The sequence below is a fragment of the Paenibacillus sp. R-74696 genome, from assembly GCF_055814915.1.
The window spans coordinates 12,384-32,942 of record NZ_JBPULM010000001.1 but is presented as its reverse complement, the minus strand read 5'-3'; the positions used below and the strand labels follow the sequence as shown (position 1 = coordinate 32,942).

Annotated in this window: 18 protein-coding genes and 1 other annotated feature; all 18 genes read right to left on the bottom strand. The window is 48.4% G+C overall.

Annotated features, from left to right (window positions below; all coding sequences use genetic code 11):
• Positions 1 to 118: 118 nt before the first annotated feature.
• Positions 119 to 3,748 carry a DNA-directed RNA polymerase subunit beta' gene (gene rpoC, locus ACSR9A_RS00155; protein WP_341279789.1) on the bottom strand — a complete coding sequence of 1,210 codons (3,630 nt, stop codon included), beginning with the start codon at positions 3,746 to 3,748 and terminating at the stop codon, positions 119 to 121.
• Positions 3,749 to 3,838: 90 nt separating this feature from the next.
• Positions 3,839 to 7,405 (bottom strand): DNA-directed RNA polymerase subunit beta, encoded by a 3,567-nt coding sequence (gene rpoB / locus ACSR9A_RS00150; RefSeq protein ID WP_473755035.1) that lies wholly within the window; start codon positions 7,403 to 7,405, stop codon positions 3,839 to 3,841.
• 310 nt (positions 7,406 to 7,715) lie between these two features.
• Entirely contained in the window at positions 7,716 to 8,312 is a 597-nt protein-coding gene (locus ACSR9A_RS00145; protein ID WP_338553296.1) for a class I SAM-dependent methyltransferase, read from the bottom strand.
• A gap of 215 nt (positions 8,313 to 8,527) precedes the next feature.
• Positions 8,528 to 8,887, bottom strand: coding sequence for a 50S ribosomal protein L7/L12 (gene rplL, locus ACSR9A_RS00140; protein WP_046234213.1), 360 nt, complete (start codon positions 8,885 to 8,887; stop codon positions 8,528 to 8,530).
• 81 nt (positions 8,888 to 8,968) lie between these two features.
• Positions 8,969 to 9,472 carry a 50S ribosomal protein L10 gene (gene rplJ, locus ACSR9A_RS00135; protein WP_341279791.1) on the bottom strand — a complete coding sequence of 168 codons (504 nt, stop codon included), beginning with the start codon at positions 9,470 to 9,472 and terminating at the stop codon, positions 8,969 to 8,971.
• A gap of 60 nt (positions 9,473 to 9,532) precedes the next feature.
• Positions 9,533 to 9,685, bottom strand: a sequence feature (ribosomal protein L10 leader region).
• Between the two features lie 16 nt (positions 9,686 to 9,701).
• A complete protein-coding gene (rplA, locus tag ACSR9A_RS00130) occupies positions 9,702 to 10,394 on the bottom strand; it encodes a 50S ribosomal protein L1 (protein WP_341279792.1) in 693 nt (230 codons plus the stop codon).
• A 137-nt stretch (positions 10,395 to 10,531) separates the two neighbouring features.
• Complete coding sequence (gene rplK, locus ACSR9A_RS00125; RefSeq protein WP_046234210.1) at positions 10,532 to 10,957, bottom strand: 50S ribosomal protein L11; 426 nt, start codon at positions 10,955 to 10,957, stop codon at positions 10,532 to 10,534.
• Positions 10,958 to 11,058: 101 nt separating this feature from the next.
• Positions 11,059 to 11,592: a transcription termination/antitermination protein NusG gene (gene nusG / locus ACSR9A_RS00120; protein ID WP_046234209.1), complete on the bottom strand. Its 534-nt coding sequence runs from the start codon at positions 11,590 to 11,592 to the stop codon at positions 11,059 to 11,061.
• 23 nt (positions 11,593 to 11,615) lie between these two features.
• A complete protein-coding gene (gene secE, locus ACSR9A_RS00115) occupies positions 11,616 to 11,825 on the bottom strand; it encodes a preprotein translocase subunit SecE (protein ID WP_046234208.1) in 210 nt (69 codons plus the stop codon).
• 18 nt (positions 11,826 to 11,843) lie between these two features.
• The gene (gene rpmG / locus ACSR9A_RS00110) at positions 11,844 to 11,993 is read right to left on the bottom strand and encodes a 50S ribosomal protein L33 (protein WP_015847242.1); all 150 of its coding nucleotides are present in this window, start codon (positions 11,991 to 11,993) and stop codon (positions 11,844 to 11,846) included.
• A 327-nt stretch (positions 11,994 to 12,320) separates the two neighbouring features.
• Positions 12,321 to 12,971, bottom strand: coding sequence for an RNA polymerase sporulation sigma factor SigH (gene sigH / locus ACSR9A_RS00105; protein WP_338553300.1), 651 nt, complete (start codon positions 12,969 to 12,971; stop codon positions 12,321 to 12,323).
• Positions 12,972 to 13,161: 190 nt separating this feature from the next.
• Entirely contained in the window at positions 13,162 to 13,686 is a 525-nt protein-coding gene (locus ACSR9A_RS00100; RefSeq protein ID WP_473755034.1) for an NYN domain-containing protein, read from the bottom strand.
• Between the two features lie 2 nt (positions 13,687 to 13,688).
• Positions 13,689 to 14,444 carry a 23S rRNA (guanosine(2251)-2'-O)-methyltransferase RlmB gene (gene rlmB, locus ACSR9A_RS00095; RefSeq protein WP_046234205.1) on the bottom strand — a complete coding sequence of 252 codons (756 nt, stop codon included), beginning with the start codon at positions 14,442 to 14,444 and terminating at the stop codon, positions 13,689 to 13,691.
• Positions 14,444 to 14,950, bottom strand: coding sequence for a Mini-ribonuclease 3 (locus ACSR9A_RS00090; protein ID WP_473755033.1), 507 nt, complete (start codon positions 14,948 to 14,950; stop codon positions 14,444 to 14,446). Before ACSR9A_RS00090 ends, rlmB begins: the two co-directional genes overlap by 1 nt.
• Positions 14,947 to 16,362: a cysteine--tRNA ligase gene (gene cysS, locus ACSR9A_RS00085; RefSeq protein ID WP_473755032.1), complete on the bottom strand. Its 1,416-nt coding sequence runs from the start codon at positions 16,360 to 16,362 to the stop codon at positions 14,947 to 14,949. Before cysS ends, ACSR9A_RS00090 begins: the two co-directional genes overlap by 4 nt.
• Positions 16,359 to 17,021 (bottom strand): serine O-acetyltransferase, encoded by a 663-nt coding sequence (cysE, locus tag ACSR9A_RS00080; RefSeq protein ID WP_473755031.1) that lies wholly within the window; start codon positions 17,019 to 17,021, stop codon positions 16,359 to 16,361. The genes cysS and cysE overlap by 4 nt, the downstream gene beginning before the upstream one ends.
• 654 nt (positions 17,022 to 17,675) lie before the next feature.
• Complete coding sequence (gene gltX, locus ACSR9A_RS00075) at positions 17,676 to 19,142, bottom strand: glutamate--tRNA ligase (RefSeq protein ID WP_473755030.1); 1,467 nt, start codon at positions 19,140 to 19,142, stop codon at positions 17,676 to 17,678.
• A gap of 934 nt (positions 19,143 to 20,076) precedes the next feature.
• Entirely contained in the window at positions 20,077 to 20,559 is a 483-nt protein-coding gene (ispF, locus tag ACSR9A_RS00070) for a 2-C-methyl-D-erythritol 2,4-cyclodiphosphate synthase (protein WP_338553308.1), read from the bottom strand.

The window sequence follows — 20,559 nt, the reverse complement described above, 5'->3', positions numbered from 1 at the left end:
GCCGCAAATGTTAGTCATTACCTCTTCTGAAAAGCTGCTAGAATCTCGATATACGCATACGCAGGCAGCTTCCCCTCACTTGCAAGGGGAGGCCGCTGCAGCATGCATGCTTCAAGTTTTAGTCAACGGTAACTGCTTCTGACTCCAGTTCGCCTTGGTTTACAACAGTTTCCTGCTCATCCTCAAGACCTACCAGACGGATATTGCGATAACGCGGCATACCCGTACCAGCCGGAATCAACTTACCGATAATAACATTTTCCTTCAGACCAAGCAACTGATCGACCTTGCCTTTAATAGCAGCGTCAGTCAAGACGCGAGTCGTTTCTTGGAAAGAAGCTGCCGACAAGAACGAATCCGTCTCAAGAGACGCTTTCGTAATACCGAGCAATACAGGTTTCGCTACTGCTGGCTCTTTATCAGCAAAGATTGCTTCGCGGTTGGCAGACTCATATTCATGAATGTCTACGAATGCGCCTGGCAGAAGCTTCGTTTCTCCCGCATCAACGATACGGATTTTGCGGAGCATTTGCTTAACCATGACTTCAATATGCTTGTCATTGATTTCTACCCCTTGGTTCCGGTAGACGCGCTGTACTTCCTGCAAAATATAGTTTTGAACACCACGGATACCTTTAATCCGAAGCATATCTTTAGGGTCAATTGAACCATCTGTCAGCTCGTCGCCGGCTTCAAGATGCTGACCTTTTACAACACGGATACGCGAACCGTAAGTGATCGCATAAGTTTTGGATTCCGCTTCACCTTGAACTTCGATTTCACGGCGATCCTTCGCTTCACGAATTTCTTTGACCACACCATCAAGCTCGGTGATAATCGCTTGACCTTTCGGATTACGCGCCTCGAAAAGCTCCTGGATACGCGGCAAACCTTGCGTAATATCGTCTCCGGCAACACCGCCGGTATGGAATGTACGCATCGTGAGCTGTGTTCCTGGCTCACCGATGGATTGAGCAGCAATGATACCGACTGCTTCACCGATCTCAACATGCTTGCCTGTTGCCAGGTTGCGGCCATAACAAGTTTTACATACGCCATGACGAGCGCGGCAGCTGAGTACAGAACGGATTTGCAGTTTTTCAATACCTGCATCAATAATCGCATCGGCTCTATTGGAATCAATCAGATCGTTGCGGCTTACGATAACTTCGCCAGTCTTCGGATGACGAACGGTCTCGAAAGCGTAGCGGCCTTCAATACGGTCGTAAAGATCCTCAATAACCTCTTTACCGTCTTGAATTTTGCTGACTGAGAAGCCTTTGTCGGTTCCGCAATCTTCTTCACGAACGATAACATCCTGTGCAACGTCAACGAGCCTACGAGTCAGGTAACCGGAGTCAGCTGTACGAAGAGCTGTATCCGCGAGACCTTTCCGCGCTCCATGCGTCGAGATGAAGTACTCGAGTACTGTCAGACCTTCGCGGAAGTTCGATTTGATTGGCAACTCGATAATCCGGCCCGATGGATTGGCCATCAGTCCACGCATACCGCCCAGTTGGGTGATTTGCGATTTATTACCCCGTGCTTTCGAGTCAACCATGAGCATAATATTGTTGTAACGATCCATGGACTTCATCAAGATTTCCGTCAGCTCGTCTTTACATTTGCTCCAAATGCTAATAATCCGGTCATAACGCTCCTCATTCGTAATCAGACCACGACGGTACTGATTCATAACGATAGCAACCTGATCATCTGACTTCTTAAGAAGCTCTGTTTTCTCCGGCGGCACGATAACGTCCGATACGGCGATCGTAATACCAGCACGCGTGGAGTAAGTGAAGCCAAGCTGCTTGATACGGTCAAGGATGACAGCCGTCAGCGTCGTATGGTAGTTTCTGAAGCACTCAGCAATAATATTACCGAGATAATCTTTACCAACACCGCCTGCTATCGGCAATTCATCAATGATTTTTTTCAAATCACTGCCTTTTTCGTATACAAAATATTTATCCGGCGTTCCGTTCAAGAGGTTCGTTTTCGTAGCCTCGTTGATATAAGGGAAATCCTCCGGGAAAATTTCGTTGAAAATAACTTTACCAACCGTCGTTGACATCAACGACTGCTGTTGTTTTTCGGTGAACACTGTCTTTTTCAAAACTTTCACCGGAATAAAGACACGTGCATGCAGCGAAACAATACCGCGTTGGTACGCTGATACCGCTTCATTCACCGTTGCAAACACCGAACCCGTACCAAGCGCTTCCTTGTTGTCCATCGTCAGATAGTAACTGCCGAGAACCATATCCTGGGAAGGCGTAACGACTGGCTTGCCATCTTTAGGGTTCAAAATGTTACCTGATGCAAGCATAAGCAAGCGAGCTTCCGCTTGTGCTTCTGCAGACAAAGGAACGTGAACGGCCATTTGGTCACCGTCGAAATCCGCGTTATAAGCGGTACATACGAGCGGGTGAAGCTTGATGGCGCGACCTTCAACCAAAATCGGCTCAAATGCTTGAATACCGAGTCTGTGAAGGGTCGGGGCACGGTTAAGCAGAACCGGGTGCTCCTTAATTACTTCTTCAAGAACATCCCATACTTCAGGGCTTACGCGCTCAACTTTGCGCTTCGCGCTCTTAATATTGTGCGCAAGTCCTTTGTTGACGAGTTCTTTCATAACGAATGGCTTAAACAGCTCAAGCGCCATTTCCTTCGGAAGTCCGCATTGGAACATCTTGAGGTTAGGTCCTACTACGATAACGGAACGGCCAGAGTAATCGACACGTTTACCGAGCAAGTTTTGACGGAAACGTCCTTGCTTACCTTTCAGCATATGGCTGAGCGATTTGAGCGGACGGTTACCCGGTCCAGTCACTGGACGACCACGACGGCCGTTATCAATCAGCGCATCAACTGCTTCTTGAAGCATACGTTTCTCATTTTGCACGATAATGTCAGGAGCACCCAGATCAAGCAGACGCTTCAGACGGTTGTTACGGTTGATTACACGACGGTACAGGTCATTAAGGTCAGACGTCGCAAAACGTCCGCCATCCAGTTGTACCATCGGGCGAAGTTCAGGAGGGATAACTGGAAGCACATCGAGAATCATCCATTCCGGCTCATTGCCGGAGTTGCGGAATGCTTCAATGACTTCAAGACGCTTGATCGCACGGTTACGGCGTTGGCCCTGAGCCGTACGAAGCTCTTCTTTAAGCTGTTCAAGCTCTTTCTCCACTTCAATGTCCTGCAGCAGTTTTTTGACTGCCTCAGCACCCATTCCAGCGTGGAAGCCGTAGCCATATTTCTCACGGTAGCTGCGGTATTCCTTTTCGGACAGCAGCTGTTTTTTCTCCAGCGGCGTATCACCAGGATCGGTTACAACATAAGATGCAAAGTATATGATCTCCTCAAGCGAACGAGGCGACATATCCAGTGCCAAGCCCATGCGGCTAGGAATCCCTTTGAAATACCAGATATGAGATACAGGAGCTGCAAGCTCAATATGTCCCATACGCTCACGGCGAACTTTCGCACGTGTTACTTCAACGCCACAGCGATCACAGACGACGCCTTTATAGCGAACGCGCTTGTACTTGCCGCAGTGACACTCCCAGTCTTTGGTAGGACCAAAAATTTTCTCGCAGAAGAGGCCTTCCTTCTCCGGTTTTAACGTCCTATAGTTGATCGTTTCCGGCTTTTTAACTTCTCCGCGGGACCAGGAACGAATTTTCTCAGGCGAGGCAAGCCCAATTTTCATATACTCGAAGTTGTTCACGTCCAACAAGGAGCAACCCTCCTTCGTCATGTATGGCTATTTCATGCATACTAGCGGCTGCGTATTCGCTAGTAGCGTACACGCAGCTCGGCTAGGTTTTTATTCAAGAGCGCTTGCTTCAGCGCCTTCTAGATTAAGGTTCAGCTTATCTCCTGCTGCGTCATCATCGTCATCCGACTCTCTTAGCTCGATCTCTTCTTCATTTTCGGTCAGGATTTTAACATCCATACCCAAACTTTGAAGCTCTTTGATCAATACTTTGAATGACTCTGGTACGCCCGGCTCTGGTACGTTCTCGCCCTTGACAATCGACTCATACGTCTTCACACGACCAACAACATCATCGGATTTGACGGTAAGAATTTCTTGCAAGGTGTAAGCAGCACCATAGGCTTCAAGCGCCCATACTTCCATCTCACCGAAACGCTGTCCGCCGAATTGAGCTTTACCACCCAATGGCTGTTGCGTAACGAGCGAGTAAGGACCTGTGGAACGAGCATGGATTTTATCATCAACCATGTGCGCAAGTTTGATCATGTACATGACACCAACGGTAACTTCACGTTCAAAGTTTTCACCCGTACGGCCATCATAAAGTACAGTCTTACCATTACGCTGCATGCCTGCTTCTTCCATTGCATCAAAAACGTCATTCTCCCGCGCGCCGTCAAATACCGGCGTCGCAGCATGCAAGCCAAGACGTTTACAAGCCAGACCCAAGTGAACTTCAAGCGCTTGGCCGATGTTCATACGGGAAGGTACGCCCAGTGGGTTGAGAACAACTTCTACTGGTGTGCCATCCGGCAGGAAAGGCATATCTTCTTCCGGCATAATGCGGGCAATAACCCCTTTATTACCGTGACGTCCGGCCATTTTATCACCCTCGGAAATTTTCCGTTTTTGAGCGATATAAGCACGAACGAGTTGATTTACACCAGGAGGCAGCTCATCGCCGTTCTCGCGGGTAAATACTTTTACGTCCACAACGATTCCATCGGTACCATGCGGTACGCGAAGCGAAGTATCCCTTACTTCACGAGCTTTTTCACCGAAAATCGCATGAAGAAGACGCTCTTCAGCTGTCAGTTCCGTTACACCTTTAGGTGTTACTTTACCAACAAGAATATCGCCTGCACTAATTTCTGCGCCGACACGGATAATACCGCGCTCGTCGAGATTTTTCAGTGCTTCTTCACCGACATTCGGAATGTCGCGTGTAATTTCTTCTGGTCCAAGCTTCGTATCACGGGCTTCCGACTCATATTCCTCAATGTGAATCGAGGTATAAACGTCTTCTTTAACAAGCTTTTCACTAAGAAGAATTGCATCCTCATAGTTGTAGCCTTCCCATGTCATAAAGGCAACGACCACGTTGCGGCCCAGTGCCAATTCACCTTGCTCAGTCGACGGTCCATCAGCGAGAATATCGCCTTTTTGGATAACATCGCCTTTGTGAACAAGAGGGCGCTGGTTAATACATGTTCCTTGGTTGGAACGCGTAAACTTGTGAAGCTTATGTTTAACGAGATCGCCAGTTACCGACTTGCCGTCAATTTGCTCCACACGGCGCAGCCAAATTTCATTGGCAGATACACGTTCAATAATTCCATCGAATTTGGAGACAATACATACACCGGAGTCTTTAGCCGACTTATGCTCCATACCCGTACCGACAAGTGGTGCTTTCGGGATCAAGAGAGGTACAGCTTGCCGCTGCATGTTGGAACCCATAAGCGCACGGTTGGAGTCATCGTTCTCCAAGAACGGAATAAGCGCCGTCGCAACCGATACAACCTGCTTAGGAGATACGTCCATGTAGTCAACGCGCTCGCTTGGCATCGTAAGAATGTTATCCGCTTGTTTATTATAACGAACGATAACACTGCTATCTTCGAACTTGCCTTCTGCAGTCAGCTTCGCATTCGCTTGCGCGATTACATAGTTGTCTTCCTCATCGGCAGTCAAATAAGCAATTTGTTCCGTTACAATTCCTGTCTTCGCATCTACCCAACGATAAGGAGCTTCAATGAAGCCATATTCGTTAATGCGGGCAAAAGATGACAAGGAGTTGATCAGACCGATATTCGGTCCCTCTGGCGTCTCGATCGGACACATCCGCCCATAGTGGGAGTGATGGACGTCACGGACTTCAAAGCCCGCGCGCTCACGCGTCAAACCGCCGGGTCCGAGTGCAGACAGACGACGTTTGTGCGTCAGTTCAGCAAGCGGATTCGTTTGGTCCATAAACTGCGAGAGCTGTGAGGATCCGAAGAACTCTTTAATCGAAGCAATAACGGGACGAATGTTAATCAAAGCCTGCGGCGTAATCGCGTTCGCATCCTGGATCGACATCCGTTCACGCACTACTCTTTCCATACGGGACAGACCGATACGGAATTGGTTTTGCAGAAGCTCCCCTACGGAACGCAGACGACGGTTACCCAAGTGGTCAATGTCATCCGTGCTTCCTACACCTTGAAGTAGGTTAAGGAAATAGTTAATGGAAGCAATAATATCTGCCGGCGTGACATGCTTCACTGCTTTATCAATAATCCCGTTTGCAATAACCTTAATGACTTTAGTTTCATCAAGTGGCGAGAATACACTGATTGCTTGCAGTGGAATACTATCTGCATCAAGTACGCCATTGGCAACATGATACGTTTTGAAGCCGACATTTGTTTCAAGCTTCTCCAAAATGTCATCCAACAAACGGCGGTCAATCATCTGACCTGCTTCAGCAATGATTTCACCCGTCGATGGATCGACAAGCGTTTCAGCTAAGCGTTGATTGAACAGACGGTTTTTGATATGAAGCTTTTTATTAATCTTGTAACGTCCTACATTCGCTAGATCATAGCGTTTCGGATCAAAGAAGCGTGCTACGAGCAAGCTCTTCGCGTTATCAAGCGTAGGCGGCTCACCTGGACGAAGGCGCTCATAAATTTCAATCAGCGCTTTCTCGGTGGAATCCGTGTTGTCTTTATCAAGCGTATTGCGAATATACTCGTCATGGCCGAGCAATTCCAAAATTTCCGCGTCAGTGCCGAAGCCTAACGAACGCAAAAGTACCGTAACCGGAATTTTCCGAGTGCGGTCGATACGAACGTAGACAATATCTTTAGCATCCGTTTCCAGCTCTAACCAAGCTCCACGATTCGGGATAACGGTCGCTGTGTAGTTTTTCTTCCCGTTTTTATCAACCTTCGTGCTGAAGTACACACTTGGGGAGCGCACCAATTGGCTGACAATAACCCGTTCCGCTCCGTTAATGATAAACGTGCCGGTCTCGGTCATCAGCGGGAAGTCACCCATGAAAACTTCCTGTTCCTTCACTTCGCCAGTCTCTTTATTAAAGAGCCGAACTTTCACGCGTAGTGGAGCAGCATACGTCACATCGCGTTCTTTTGATTCATCGACCGAATATTTCGGTTCGCCCAAGCTGTAGTCGATAAACTCAAGCGATAGATTGCCCGTAAAGTCCTGAATCGGCGAAATATCTTGGAATAATTCAATCAAATCCGTTTCCAAGAATTTTTCGTACGATTTTTGTTGGATTTCAATCAGGTTCGGGACTTCCAGCACCTCGTTGATTCGGGCATAACTTCTCCGCGTGCGCCGACCATACTGAACAAGTTGTCCTGCCAACTTAACCTCACCCCTCATGTCTGTCTCACAGCAACGAAACGTACTGCGTAACTGCTTACTTATTCAAATAAAGAAAAGCCCTTATCGAATAGTTCGAAAAAAGAGCATGTTCCACGAGCCAACCATACGCAGCGCAAGCGTATAGATTCCATATCAAGTAATTTTGCCCAAAATGTAAACATTATACGTCAACTACGCATTTTATATGCATTTTGCGCTAAAAATTCGCACTTGACATTTTAGTTGACTAAAGAGATTTAGCCCAATTTAATGCTGACATTTTATAATCTTACCACATATAGAAAGTCAAGTCAAGAAATCAAATGACTCATTTAACAGCTTTGTAAATTCGATAGCCCTTATCTTTCGTCACTTCGATTACTTCACTGAACAACGACTCAAGCTTCGCTTCCGCTGATGCGGCGCCCTGCTTTTTCTGAATGACGATCCACATCGTTCCGCCAGGAGCCAGCAGCTCATAGCCTTCTTCAAAAATACGATGTACAATCTCTTTCCCGGCCCGTATAGGCGGGTTAGTGACGATCATATCAAATACGGACTGCCGAACCGCTTCATACACGTCGCTTTGATAAACCGTTATATTCTTTATGCCGTTGTTGTGCGCATTTTCTTTGGATAGCGCTACCGCTCTTTCATTCACATCAATCATTGTTACATGACTTTCCGGAGCAAGCCGTGCAATGGTAAGACCGATCGGCCCGTATCCGCACCCAACATCCAATACGCTGCGTTCGCCCTTCAGCTCCAGTGCATTCAGCAGCACACGCGTGCCGTAATCGACGCCTGTTTTCGAAAAAACGCCAGCATCCGTCATAAATTTCAAAGCTATACCGCGCAGCTGTTCTTCATGAATGCGACGGTCATTTTTCACGCCGGGGCTTGGCGAATAGTAATGGTCTGACATGCGAATCCCCCTGACCTGATAAAGTCGAACCTTTATATATGCATCGATTCAAGCGTAAACGGCTGCCGCCGTCCTCTGGCGGCAAAGCTTCCGTTTCGCGATGAAATATAAGCATTTATAAGTGTGCAACTTATAAATGCTTATATTTTAAACATAGAACGAACCCCTTGAAACGTAGCGTTTCAAGGGGCCCGCTATCTTCTAAAGAAGAGATATTACTTAACTTCTACAGCTGCGCCAGCTTCTTCAAGCTTAGCTTTAACTGCTTCTGCTTCTTCTTTAGCAACGTTTTCTTTGATTGCTTTAGGAGCGCTATCAACCAGATCTTTCGCTTCTTTCAGGCCAAGACCTGTGATTTCGCGAACGACTTTGATAACGTTGATTTTGGAAGCACCAGCGTTGTTAAGGATAACAGTGAATTCAGTTTGCTCAGCTTCAACAGCTGCGCCGCCGCCTACAGCAGCTACAGGAGCAGCAGCAGTAACGCCGAATTCTTCTTCGATTGCTTTAACAAGATCGTTCAGTTCAAGAACGGTCATAACTTTAATGGCTTCCAAGATTTGATCTTTAGACATGGTTATACCTCCAGAAGTGGTTTTAGTTTTTTTTAGGCTGCAAGTTTAAACGAGCAGCAGATTTGATAAGTGTGAAAAATATTAAGCTTGAGCTTCTTTTTGCTCGCCAACTGCTTTAACCGCAAGTGCGAAGTTGCGCACTGGGGCTTGCAATACGCTGAGGAGCATGGAGAGCAATCCATCGCGGGACGGAAGTTCCGCCAGCGCTTTGATTTGATCCATATCAACAATTTTACCTTCAACAACGCCGCCTTTAAGTTTCAAAGCCTCGTTCTTTTTAGCAAAATCATTAAGGATTTTTGCTGGAGCAACTGCATCTTCATTACCGAAAGCAATAGCTGTCGGACCAGTAAGAATGCTATTCAACTCAGCAAGACCTGCTGCTTCAGTAGCACGGCGAACTAGCGAGTTTTTCAGAACTTGAAACTCGATGCCAGCCTCACGCAGTTGTTTGCGAAGTTCTGTAACTTGCGCAACGTTCAATCCGCGATAATCGGCAACGACTGCGCTGGAGCTATCACGAAGCTTTGCTGTAATAACTTCAACCGCTTGTTGTTTCTCTTGGATGATATTTGCGTTTGCCAAACTGTACACCTCCTGTATTATTTGTACATTCCGTTATTTGACGAGTCAGATCTCTTGCCGCGATGCATGAGAAAAGCCTCCGCTATAAGTAGCGAAGGCCATGATGGTTCGTTAGTACGACCCAAGGCCGCACACAAACGCTTTATCATAACACCTCGGTAGGAAATTAAGCCTTTCGGCACCTACTGTCTACGGTATGCGTGTTCGAATTTAGTTCCGTTCCTTGCTATTAGCGGTAGCTAGCAGCGGAGACGCGAGCGCCAGGGCCCATTGTCGAGGAAACGGCGATGTTTTTCAAGTATACACCTTTAGCTGCAGCTGGTTTAGCACGAACCAAAGCTTCTACAAGAGCGCGAAGGTTAGCATCAAGCTTCTCAGCATCAAAGGATACTTTACCGATTGGAGCGTGGATTTGACCAGCTTTATCCAGACGGTATTCAATTTTACCGGCTTTAATCTCTTGCACGGCTTTAGAAACGTCAAACGTTACTGTGCCGGCTTTAGGGTTAGGCATGAGGCCCTTACCACCGAGAATACGACCAAGTTTACCAACTTCAGCCATCATATCCGGCGTTGCTACGCAAACGTCGAAATCGAACCAGCCTTGTTGGATTTTGTTAATCATGTCTGCATCGCCGACAAAATCAGCGCCAGCAGCTTCCGCTTCCTTCGCTTTATCGCCTTTTGCGAATACGAGGACGCGTTTAGTTTTACCAGTACCGTGCGGAAGTACAACGACGCCGCGCACTGCTTGGTCTTGTTTACGTGGGTCTACACCCAGACGTACAGCAACTTCAACGGATTCGTCGAATTTAGCTGTTGCTGCTTTTTTCACAAGCTCAATCGCTTCTAACGACTCGTAAGTCGCTTCGCTATCGATCAGCTTGGAAGCTTCTACATACTTCTTGCCATGTTTAGCCATTGTAAATATCCTCCTCAAGTGGTTATAGCGGAAAATCCTCCTAGGGAAAATCCTCCCACAGTGAAGCCTAAGCTTCACAGTCGGGCATCCTTGTAACAGTCAGCCCTTCGTTTGTTATCCTAACGGATCAAACGCAATTAGTCAACGATTGTAACGCCCATGCTGCGTGCAGTGCCTTCGATCATAAGCATTGCTGCTTCAACGGAAGCTGCATTCAAGTCGGGCATTTTTTGTTCCGCGATTTCACGGACCTTAGCGCGATTAACGGTAGCTACTTTCTTCTTGTTCGGCTCGCCTGATCCTTTTTCGATACCTGCTGCTACGCGGAGCAATACTGCTGCCGGTGGAGTTTTAGTTTCGAAAGTGAATGAACGATCCTCAAATACGGAAATAACAACCGGAATAATCAAACCTGCTTGATCTGCTGTACGAGCGTTAAACTCTTTACAGAACGCCATAATGTTAACGCCTGCTTGACCGAGCGCCGGACCGATAGGTGGAGCTGGATTCGCTTTACCTGCAGGAACTTGCAGTTTGACCATCTTGATGACTTTCTTAGCCATGACTATACACCTCCTTACCCTGGTAATCCACAACATACAACTAACGAGTTTGGTGTTTCTGCATGACCCCAGAAAACTGGTGTACTACAGAAATACCGGAACTAGATCTTCTCCACTTGAGTATAATCCAACTCAACTGGCGTTTCTCTGCCAAACATGTTGACATGAACCTTGAGCTTCGCTTTGTCCAGCAAAATCTCTTCTACTGTACCAACGAAATCCGCGAACGGACCTTCCTTGACCCGTACAGTTTCCTTCAGATCGAATTCGATCTTCGGCTTCGGTTCCTCCATACCCATATGCTTCAAAATCTGTTCGACTTCGTCTGGCATAAGAGCGATCGGCTTCGAGCCTGATCCTGTCGATCCTACGAATCCTGTAACACCCGGCGTATTGCGAACAACATACCAAGAATCGTCAGTTTGAACCATTTCTACGAGAACGTAGCCTGGATAAACTTTACGCTGAACGGTTTTTTTCTTGCCGTCCTTCTCGACCACTTCTTCTTCCATTGGAACAAGTACGCGGAAGATTTTGTCTTCCATGCCCATTGATTCCAAACGGCGCTCCAAATTGGCTTTTACTTTGTTCTCATAACCGGCGTAAGTGTGTACGACATACCATCTTTTTTCCATTTCAATTCACCTTTGGACCCTTCTTAAACAATCAGTTCAACTAGAGACGAGATCCCGATGTCAAGAAGCCAAAAGTAAATCGTCACAGCCGTAATCGTCAAAACGACAACGATTGAATAGCTTGTCAACTCTTTACGGTTTGGCCAACGAACCTTCTTCAGTTCTGCCCAGCTGTCAGCAAAGAAACCAAACGTTGTTCCGAAGCTTTGCTTCACTTTAGCCAAAAATGCCACGGTCACACCTCCATTTGACTATCTCGTCTCGCGATGAGGAGTCTGCTCGTTACAAAACTTGCAAAACTTCTTCAACTCGATGCGGTCGGGGTGATTGCGTTTGTTCTTGCTGCTCGCATAGTTTCTCTGTTTGCAGTTTGTGCATGCCAACGTGATAATAACCCGCATTGAATTACACCTCCCGAACTGCTACTAAATACCTGTTCACCCTGAAACATGCAGTACTTCAAGATGAAATGAAGGCCAACACGAAAAAAAACCTCATATTTAGGCCTACCCGAACACTTTATCACACGACATACTGGATGTCAATGTAAAAGATAGAATGCGAGCTTGTATAAAAGCTGGAAGCAAGGCGGCATCGGGTCCGCCCTGTTTCTACAAGTATAGGCAGCATTTTCCGATTTAAAACGGAAATGAGCCATCCTCTTCTACAATTACAGAGAAAAGGACAGCTTCTGCATTCTCACTTAAGCTATAAGTATGATGACACTGTTACCCGCTTATGTCCCGGACTTCCAAATAACGTTCGAGCTTCCGCTTCACGCGCTGTAGTGCATTATCAATAGACTTCACATGACGATCCAGATCAACTGCTATTTCCTGATAGGACCTTCCATCCAAATAAAGCATGAGCACCTTGCGTTCTAGATCACTCAAAATCTCGGACATCTTGTCTTCCAGACCGTTAAACTCTTCCTGGTTAATGATCAACTCTTCCGGGTCTGATACCCGGGTCCCGCATATGACATCAAGCAAAGTACGATCGGAATCTTCATCGTAAATCGGCTTATCGAGCGAGACATAGGAATTGAGCGGGATATGCTTCTGCCTGGTGGCCGTCTTAATCGCCGTTATAATCTGCCGCGTAATGCACAGCTCTGCAAATGCTTTAAAGCTTGCGAGCTTGTCCCCTTTAAAGTCGCGAATAGACTTATACAGTCCGATCATGCCTTCCTGCACAATATCTTCCCGGTCCGCACCGATAAGAAAATAAGAGCGTGCTTTAGCTCGAACGAAATTCTTATATTTGTTAATCAAATATTCGAGCGCCAGACTGTCGCCATTGCGAACCGCTTCTACGATTTCCTCGTCCGTACTGCAGTCATATTCGAGCGTACTCCATTCTTTGAGGTCGATGCTCACAAACTATCCCTCCGGCCTGCAAGGCGTACGCCGCTAGATTCATAGCCAGCAAATATAGAGCCAGTATACATTATGTAACCTGACAACGTCAACCGATTTAGACCCCGAATCGATAACAAAACCGATTCTGGGTGTCGAATTATTTACATATACATCCAAATAATAATTTGGCGCCGCCTTCGTGCAGCCGTCATTTCTTGCCTCGCCTAAGCCTTTCCAGCTGCGTGCGAATTTCAAGACTGAGACTATTGTCCACCGTATTGCGGCGACTCTTCGTTTCTTCCATCAGCGTAAGCTCAATTTGCTTGCGGTTCTGCTCAATTTCAATTAACAGCTCGCGGGCCGAGAGGCGAAGCGCCCCATGAGCGAAAGCGACATGCTGTTCGACGAGATCAGAAGTAGCGACATACAAATGCCGTCTTTTTTTATACAGCTCAACAACCATGCGCTCAATGCATTCATCTGCTGTTTCCTTCTCCTTCGTATACACAATTGTCAGCTTGTGATGCTTGAAGGTCGCTCCCAGCCCAGGCACCTGATGCGCATCGAAAATGATATAGACCGCCATGCCGGTAAAGCCCTGATAATCCGCGAGCATATCAAGCAGTTTATCTCTTGCCTCCTCGAGATCGATGGCTTTCAGCTTTTCCAGCACGGGCCAGGCCCCAATCATGTTGTAGCCATCCACCAGCAAAATATCGTCACGCCGTTTCATGTCTAAACGCTCCGGCGCTGTCTGACCACTTCGTACATGAACACGCCCGCAGCAACGGAGGCATTCAGCGAATTAAGCTGGCCCTGCATCGGAAGCTTCACCAGAAAATCGCATTTTTCTTTGATGAGACGGCCAATGCCTTTGCCTTCATTGCCGATGACGACAGCGAGCGGCATGTCGAATTTCATCGAATAAATTTCCTGCTTGGCGCTGACATCCGTACCCGCTATCCATATGCCTTCTTCCTTCAGCCGATCGATCGTTTGTGCCAAATTCGTCACGCGTGCAACAGGCACATATTCCGCTGCTCCCGCCGATGTTTTGGAGACGGTTGCTGTCAGTCCAACCGCACGGCGCTTCGGAATAATAACGCCATGAACGCCGGTGCATTCCGCTGTCCGCAGAATGGAACCCAAATTATGAGGGTCCTCAATTTCATCCAGCAGCAAAATAAAAGGCGTCTCGTTGCGGCTGCGCGCTGCTTCTAATATCTCTTCAATCTCGGCGTAGCGAAAAGCAGCCGCCTGCGCGATAACGCCTTGATGCTGAACGCCCTCGGCCATGCCATCGAGCTTCCTTTTATCGACAAATTGTACGATAATTCCACTTTTTTTCGCCTCAGCCGTAATCGGCTGCGTCATGCTCTTCTGGGCGCCTTCGGCGATCCAAATTTTATTAATTTCACGCCCGGATCGAAGCGCCTCCAGTACGGGATGCTTGCCAGCAATAATTTCATCTTGCGGGTTAGTCTCAGTCATTATTCGCCCTCCTTTGTTTTCTTGGCTGCGAGGGAAGGAGCGGCTGGCTGTGCCTGCCGTTCCTCCCCCTCTTCTCTTGCTGCAATCGCACAGGCGAATAACTCATGCAAGCGCTGAATGCGACCTTCATAATATAAATACCCAACGAGACATTCAAGCGCGGTAGCTTGACGGTAATCGGCGGGATCAGTATTTTTAGGTGGCGCGCCAGATTTCGTATTGCGTCCGCGCCGCACCACATCTGCCTCTTCCTCCGTCAGCAGCGGCTGCCAATGCTCCAGCAAAATCCGCCGCTGCGCTTTTGCCGAGACGATGCCCGTCGCTTCCCGGTGCAGGTGATGCGGCTTATGATTCGGCAGCGACACCAAATATTGGCGTACCAGCAGCTCGAACACACTGTCGCCAACGTAGGCGAGCACAACGGGATTCAGCAGGTTTGTTTTTTTCGAAGGCGTGTAAAACAATAAGTCGCTTGCTAACGCCTCGCTGTTATGCGGCTCACTCATAGGCGGCGCCAACGGATGCCTTGCGGCGTATCCTCAAGAGCGATGCCTTTCTCTGTCAGCAAATCGCGAATTTCGTCCGCTCTAGCCCAATTTTTCGACTGGCGCGCTTCTGTTCTATCGACAATCAGCTGTTCAATTTCCTCATCTAGCAGATCCGCTTCGGCGGACTGTGGCGGGATTAGACCAAGCACCTCGTCCATTTGCTCCAGCACATCAAGAAAAGCCTGCACGCCCTCGGTGCTCACATCTGCGCGATTCAAGTATTGATTCGCTTCCCCAACCAGATCAAAGACCGCGGTAATCGCATCCGGCGTATTAAAGTCATCATCCATTTTCGCCTCAAACACGCTCATAATTTCCGCCAAGCGGGCATCAAGCTCGAACGCCGCAGCTCCCGTCTGCTCCTCGCTCTCCAGCACTTGCAGGCGATGACGCAAGTTGGACACGCTGTTTGCGATGCGCTCCACACTGTTTACCGCTTGCTTCAGCGCTTCTTCGTTGAAGTTAAGCGGACTGCGATAATGTCCGGACAAAATAAAATAACGAATCGCTTGCGGCTTCACCTGCTTCACCAGTTCGTGCACCGAAATACCATTGCCCAGAGATTTAGAAATTTTCACATTATCAATGTTAATATAGCCGTTATGCATCCAATAATTCGCGAGCGGCTTGCCGGTCAATGCTTCCGACTGTGCAACCTCGCACTCATGGTGCGGGAACTGCAGGTCATGTCCGCCGCCATGAATATCGAGTGTGTCCCCGAGATACTTGCGCGCCATTGCCGAGCATTCGATATGCCAGCCCGGACGGCCCGGTCCCCACGGCGTATCCCAGAAAATTTCACCCGGCTTTGCACCTTTCCACAGCACAAAATCCTGCGGATTCTCCTTCCGGTCACCTACTTCAATCCGGATGCCGAATTGCAGCTCCTCCAGATTTTGGTGCGACAGCTTACCGTATTCCTCGAACTTCGCGGTACGGAAGTAAATATCACCTTCACTCTCATAGGCAATGTCTTTGTTAAGCAGGCCTTGAATAAAATCGACGATTTCCGTAATATGCTCGGTTACGCGCGGGCTCAGCGTTGCCTTATGCACGGCAAGCGCTTCGAGATCCGCATTGAATGCCGCGATAAATGTCTCCGCCACTTCTGGAACCGTAGATCCCAGCTCCTCCGCTTTACGGATCAGCTTATCATCCACGTCCGTAAAGTTGACGACATAGTTCACCTCATAGCCTGTGCTCTCCAAATACCGACGAACGACATCGAAGAAAACAACCGGTCTGGCATTTCCAACGTGAATATAATCGTATACCGTCGGCCCGCATACGTACATTTTAACTTTACCCGGCTCCTGCGATTCAAAAGCTTCCTTCTTACGGGTCAACGTATTATATAGATGTAACGTCATTTTCGAAATTCCCCTCCAGTTACAGGCTCCCTGAGCTCTTTCAACTCTGTTTTCAAACGATCAATTTCATTTTGCATATCCCGCAGCATTTCAATGACTGGGTCAGGCAGCTGGTTGTGCTCCAGTCTGTCCTTCACCCGCTCACCGTTCCGTTTCACCACTCTGCCGGGGTTGCCAACGACGGTACAATTATCCGGCACCTCGCGCAGCACAACCGCATTCGAGCCTACATTTGAATTATCGCCAATTTTGAACGATCCCAGCACCTTCGAGCCCGAGCCAATGACAACATTATTGCCGATGGTTGGATGACGCTTGCCCTTCTCCTTGCCTGTACCGCCAAGCGTAACCCCCTGATAAATGACGACATCATTGCCAATCTCGCATGTTTCTCCGATGACAATGCCCATGCCGTGGTCAATAAACAGCCGCTCGCCGATAGTGGCCCCTGGGTGAATTTCGATGCCCGTCATAAAACGACTGAATTGGGATATGATACGCGCAACCGTAAACCATTTGTTACGAAAAAAATAATGCGCCGCCCGATGCGCCCAAATCGCATGCAGGCCGGAATAAGTGAAGACGACCTCAAAACGGCTTCTGGCGGCCGGATCATTTTCAAATACCGCTTCAATATCTGAACGAATATGGCGAAACATCAGCTTATCTCCTCTCAAGCCAGCAGGCCGCTGCCCCTCTTAGTCCTGCCTTGCTGGCTGCCGAATGTCCATATAAAAAAGCCCCCACAGCATTTGCATGCTGCAGAGGCGTGTGTTCAATCGCGGTCCCACTCTGCTTGAACAGCCTGAACACCTATCTGCGCCGCTCGCAGCAAGCTTCGGCATGTCTGCCTTCGCCCGCTTCAACCTATGGCTGCCAGATAGCTCAGTTGCTATCCATCTCAAAGCCTTTAACGCAGGCCTACGTTGCCGCCTACCCCACAAGCGCCTCACCTGCTGCCCTCGAACGAAGCCTCCTTCGATTCAAAAACACAGCTGCTGGGCCTTATGGCTCGGAACAAAGCTCCCAGGTGCAATTTTCCGCCCGCCGAATTAGACAACTTGCAGCTACATTGTCCAATAGCCGCGGGTAACCCGGCCTGGATGCAATGACGGTTGTCCTCTCTGCAAATCCAGCAAAACGTACTTTTCCTGTTCATAGCTTGTTAACTGTAAACTTCCTAATAGTAGCCCTAGTATACCCAATCCACCCTTATGTGACAAGAGGCATTGTGTACGGGCGTAACCATATGGTGAAAAAGAGTACGCCCAGCGCGAACACTCGCGCCAAGGCAAGCTCCCCGTACAGCCAGCCTAGCGGCCCAATCGCTCGTTCAGCCTCGCGATGACTTTGGCTTGGCCAAGCAGCACGATGGATTGATTCAAGTCCGGGCCATGTGTCTGGCCGGTCAAAGCGGCGCGGATTGGCATAAACAGCTGTTTGCCTTTGAAGCCGGTATCCTTTTGCACCGTTTTAATGGAAGCCTTCACGCTGCCTTCATCAAATGCCTCTGCTGGCGTTGCTTCAACTTGTGCGAGGAAGGCAGCAAGCACGACCGGCACCTGCTCTTCTGCAAGAACCGTCGTCGCTTCTTCTTCATCCTGGGCAGCCTCTTGGAAGAATAGCTCCGTATGCGGCACGATTTCCGCTGCATAACGCAGCTTGTCCTGATACAAAGCAACGAGATTGCTCACCCATGCGCGGCCAGCTTCATCCAGTTGCTCAGACACGCGGCCAGCCTTAACCAAATGCGGCAGACACATCTCGACGACACGCGCCAGATCTGTTTTTTTCAAATATTCGTTGTTCATCCAGCTCAGCTTCTGCGTATCGAATACGGCAGGGCTTTTGCTGAGACGCTCAGCATTGAATACTTCAACCAATTGCTCACGCGTAAAGATCTCTTGCTCGCCTTCCGGCGACCAGCCGAGCAGCGTAATAAAATTGAACATCGCCTCTGGCAAATAGCCTAGCGAATCGTATTGCTCAATAAACTGGATGATCGACTCATCGCGCTTGCTTAGCTTTTTGCGGTTTTCGTTAACGATCAGCGTCATATGGCCAAAGCGAGGCGGTTCCCAGCCAAATGCTTCATAAATCATCAATTGACGCGGCGTATTGGAAATATGGTCCTCGCCCCGCAGGACGTGGCTAATTTTCATTAGGTGGTCATCCAACGCAACCGCAAAGTTGTAGGTCGGGATGCCATCTTTTTTCACAATAACAAAATCGCCCGTCTCCGCCGTATCAAAGCTGATTTCGCCTTTTACGACGTCATCAAATTTATAGGTGCGGCCTTCCGGCACGCGGAAACGTATGCTTGGCACGCGGCCTTCCGCCTCGAATGCTGTGCGCTGCTCATCCGTCAGATTGCGGTGCAGTCCGGAATAACGCGGTGTTTCGCCCCGGGCCGTCTGCTCCTCGCGCTCACGCTCCAGCTCCTCCTCGGTGCAGTAGCAGCGGTAGGCGAGGCCGCGATCCAGCAGGTCCTGCCAATACTTTTCATAAATATCAAGACGCTCCGTCTGACGGTATGGACCGTAGTCGCCGCCAACGTCGATGCTTTCATCCCAGTCAATGCCGAGCCATTTCAAATAAGTGAGCTGGCTTTCTTCTCCGCCGGCAATATTGCGCTTCACATCCGTATCTTCGATGCGGATAATAAACTTTCCACCCAAATTGCGGGCATACAAATAATTGAATAAGGCCGTTCTTGCATTGCCAATATGCAGATGCCCCGTCGGCGACGGTGCATAACGCACGCGAATTTCTTGTGTCATTGTTTTCTTGCCCCTCCCTAGTCGCTTACAGCCTTGCGCTTTTAGTACAGCCTGATTCATAAAGAAGTATAGTGAAAAAGAGTCTGCGCTGCGCGAAAAGAGCCTGCTTCCGATCGCCATTACCCTTAAGTTTCCTTCATTTAACCAGCTCAGCCGATGAAACTTAAGGGTACAAGCATAAGCTTACGATGCTGCTTTCCTACGGAAAGCTTTAAACGAACGCTACCGCTTCTCCAGCAACCCCTTTTCTCTCCACTACGACTTTTTCACCATACTTCTTACATCAGTGCAGTAAATCAGCTATTGCTAAGCTTTCCTTCAAAAAAAACAGCTACGTTTCTTAAATATAAACTTCGCCTTACCTTTAAACAAAATGCTTTTGCTGTATCTTCAGCAAAACACTTTAGGACATGTATGCAAGCGTAAGCAAGCCACATTATAATCTTGATTGATTATAGCATCAAATATGAGCAGCAGCCTGCGTATCGAAAGTCAGCTTCATGCATAGGCTTTAGGCGGACACAGCAGCCGCTATTACAGCCGAAACACGGGTTATGGCAGAGGACGCGGACTCAGAAGACGCTAATGTGCTTCCGATCGTTATTTTGACGGGAAAATCAAGGACATAACGGATTTCCTGTCCGCCCAAGACCTCAAATCCTCTCAAAAGTCAGAATAACGGAACCTCAGTCCTCAAGGTGAAACGGCTCTCGCTGTCATTTGGCGGCGTGGCGCGTTTCATTCCGAGAAATATAGAGAAAGTATGGCGAAATCATATACTTTCCTATATTTCAAGCGTAACGGCTGTCGCCAGCCTCTGGCTGCAAAGCTACCTAAGCATGAGTATCCGGATTCTGGTTTGCATACACACCCTAGATAAACCAACAACGTGAAGAAGTCTTTTTCTCATCCCAGCGCCAAAAAATTATTGTGATTATATCACATCTTTAATCAAGCAAACAACGGATTGCGCCGCGATTCCTTCGCCGCGCCCAGTGAAGCCGAGCTGCTCCGTCGTCGTTGCCTTCACATTCACCTGGGACACATCCGCCTCCAAGGCTCCTGCGATAATTTCCGCCATCTGCGGAATATAAGGCAGCATCTTGGGACGCTGCGCAATAATCGTCGAGTCAATGTTGCCAAGCTTATAGCCGCGCTCCTTGACGAGTCCCCATATATGTACAAGCAGCTTCAAGCTATCGGCATCCTTGAACTCAGGGTCCGTATCGGGAAAATGCTTCCCGATATCGCCAAGCGCCAATGCGCCCAAAATCGCATCGCTAATCGCATGCAGCAGCACGTCAGCATCAGAATGCCCCAGCAGCCCTTTTTCATATGGAATAGTTACACCGCCGATAATGCACGGCCTGCCTTCTACCAATTGATGAACGTCAAAGCCTTGTCCTACACGAATCAT

Coding starts and splice junctions, on each gene's coding strand:
- rpoB (WP_473755035.1), bottom strand. CDS start 7,405: ATGAGGGGTGAGGTTAAGTTGGCAGGACAACTTGTTCAGTATGGTCGG.
- ACSR9A_RS00145 (WP_338553296.1), bottom strand. CDS start 8,312: ATGTCAGACCATTACTATTCGCCAAGCCCCGGCGTGAAAAATGACCGT.
- rplL (WP_046234213.1), bottom strand. CDS start 8,887: ATGTCTAAAGATCAAATCTTGGAAGCCATTAAAGTTATGACCGTTCTT.
- rplA (WP_341279792.1), bottom strand. CDS start 10,394: ATGGCTAAACATGGCAAGAAGTATGTAGAAGCTTCCAAGCTGATCGAT.
- rplK (WP_046234210.1), bottom strand. CDS start 10,957: ATGGCTAAGAAAGTCATCAAGATGGTCAAACTGCAAGTTCCTGCAGGT.
- nusG (WP_046234209.1), bottom strand. CDS start 11,592: ATGGAAAAAAGATGGTATGTCGTACACACTTACGCCGGTTATGAGAAC.
- rpmG (WP_015847242.1), bottom strand. CDS start 11,993: ATGCGGGTTATTATCACGTTGGCATGCACAAACTGCAAACAGAGAAAC.
- ACSR9A_RS00100 (WP_473755034.1), bottom strand. CDS start 13,686: ATGAAACGGCGTGACGATATTTTGCTGGTGGATGGCTACAACATGATT.
- rlmB (WP_046234205.1), bottom strand. CDS start 14,444: ATGACTGAGACTAACCCGCAAGATGAAATTATTGCTGGCAAGCATCCC.
- ACSR9A_RS00090 (WP_473755033.1), bottom strand. CDS start 14,950: ATGAGTGAGCCGCATAACAGCGAGGCGTTAGCAAGCGACTTATTGTTT.
- cysS (WP_473755032.1), bottom strand. CDS start 16,362: ATGACGTTACATCTATATAATACGTTGACCCGTAAGAAGGAAGCTTTT.
- cysE (WP_473755031.1), bottom strand. CDS start 17,021: ATGTTTCGCCATATTCGTTCAGATATTGAAGCGGTATTTGAAAATGAT.
- gltX (WP_473755030.1), bottom strand. CDS start 19,142: ATGACACAAGAAATTCGCGTGCGTTATGCACCGTCGCCGACGGGGCAT.
- ispF (WP_338553308.1), bottom strand. CDS start 20,559: ATGATTCGTGTAGGACAAGGCTTTGACGTTCATCAATTGGTAGAAGGC.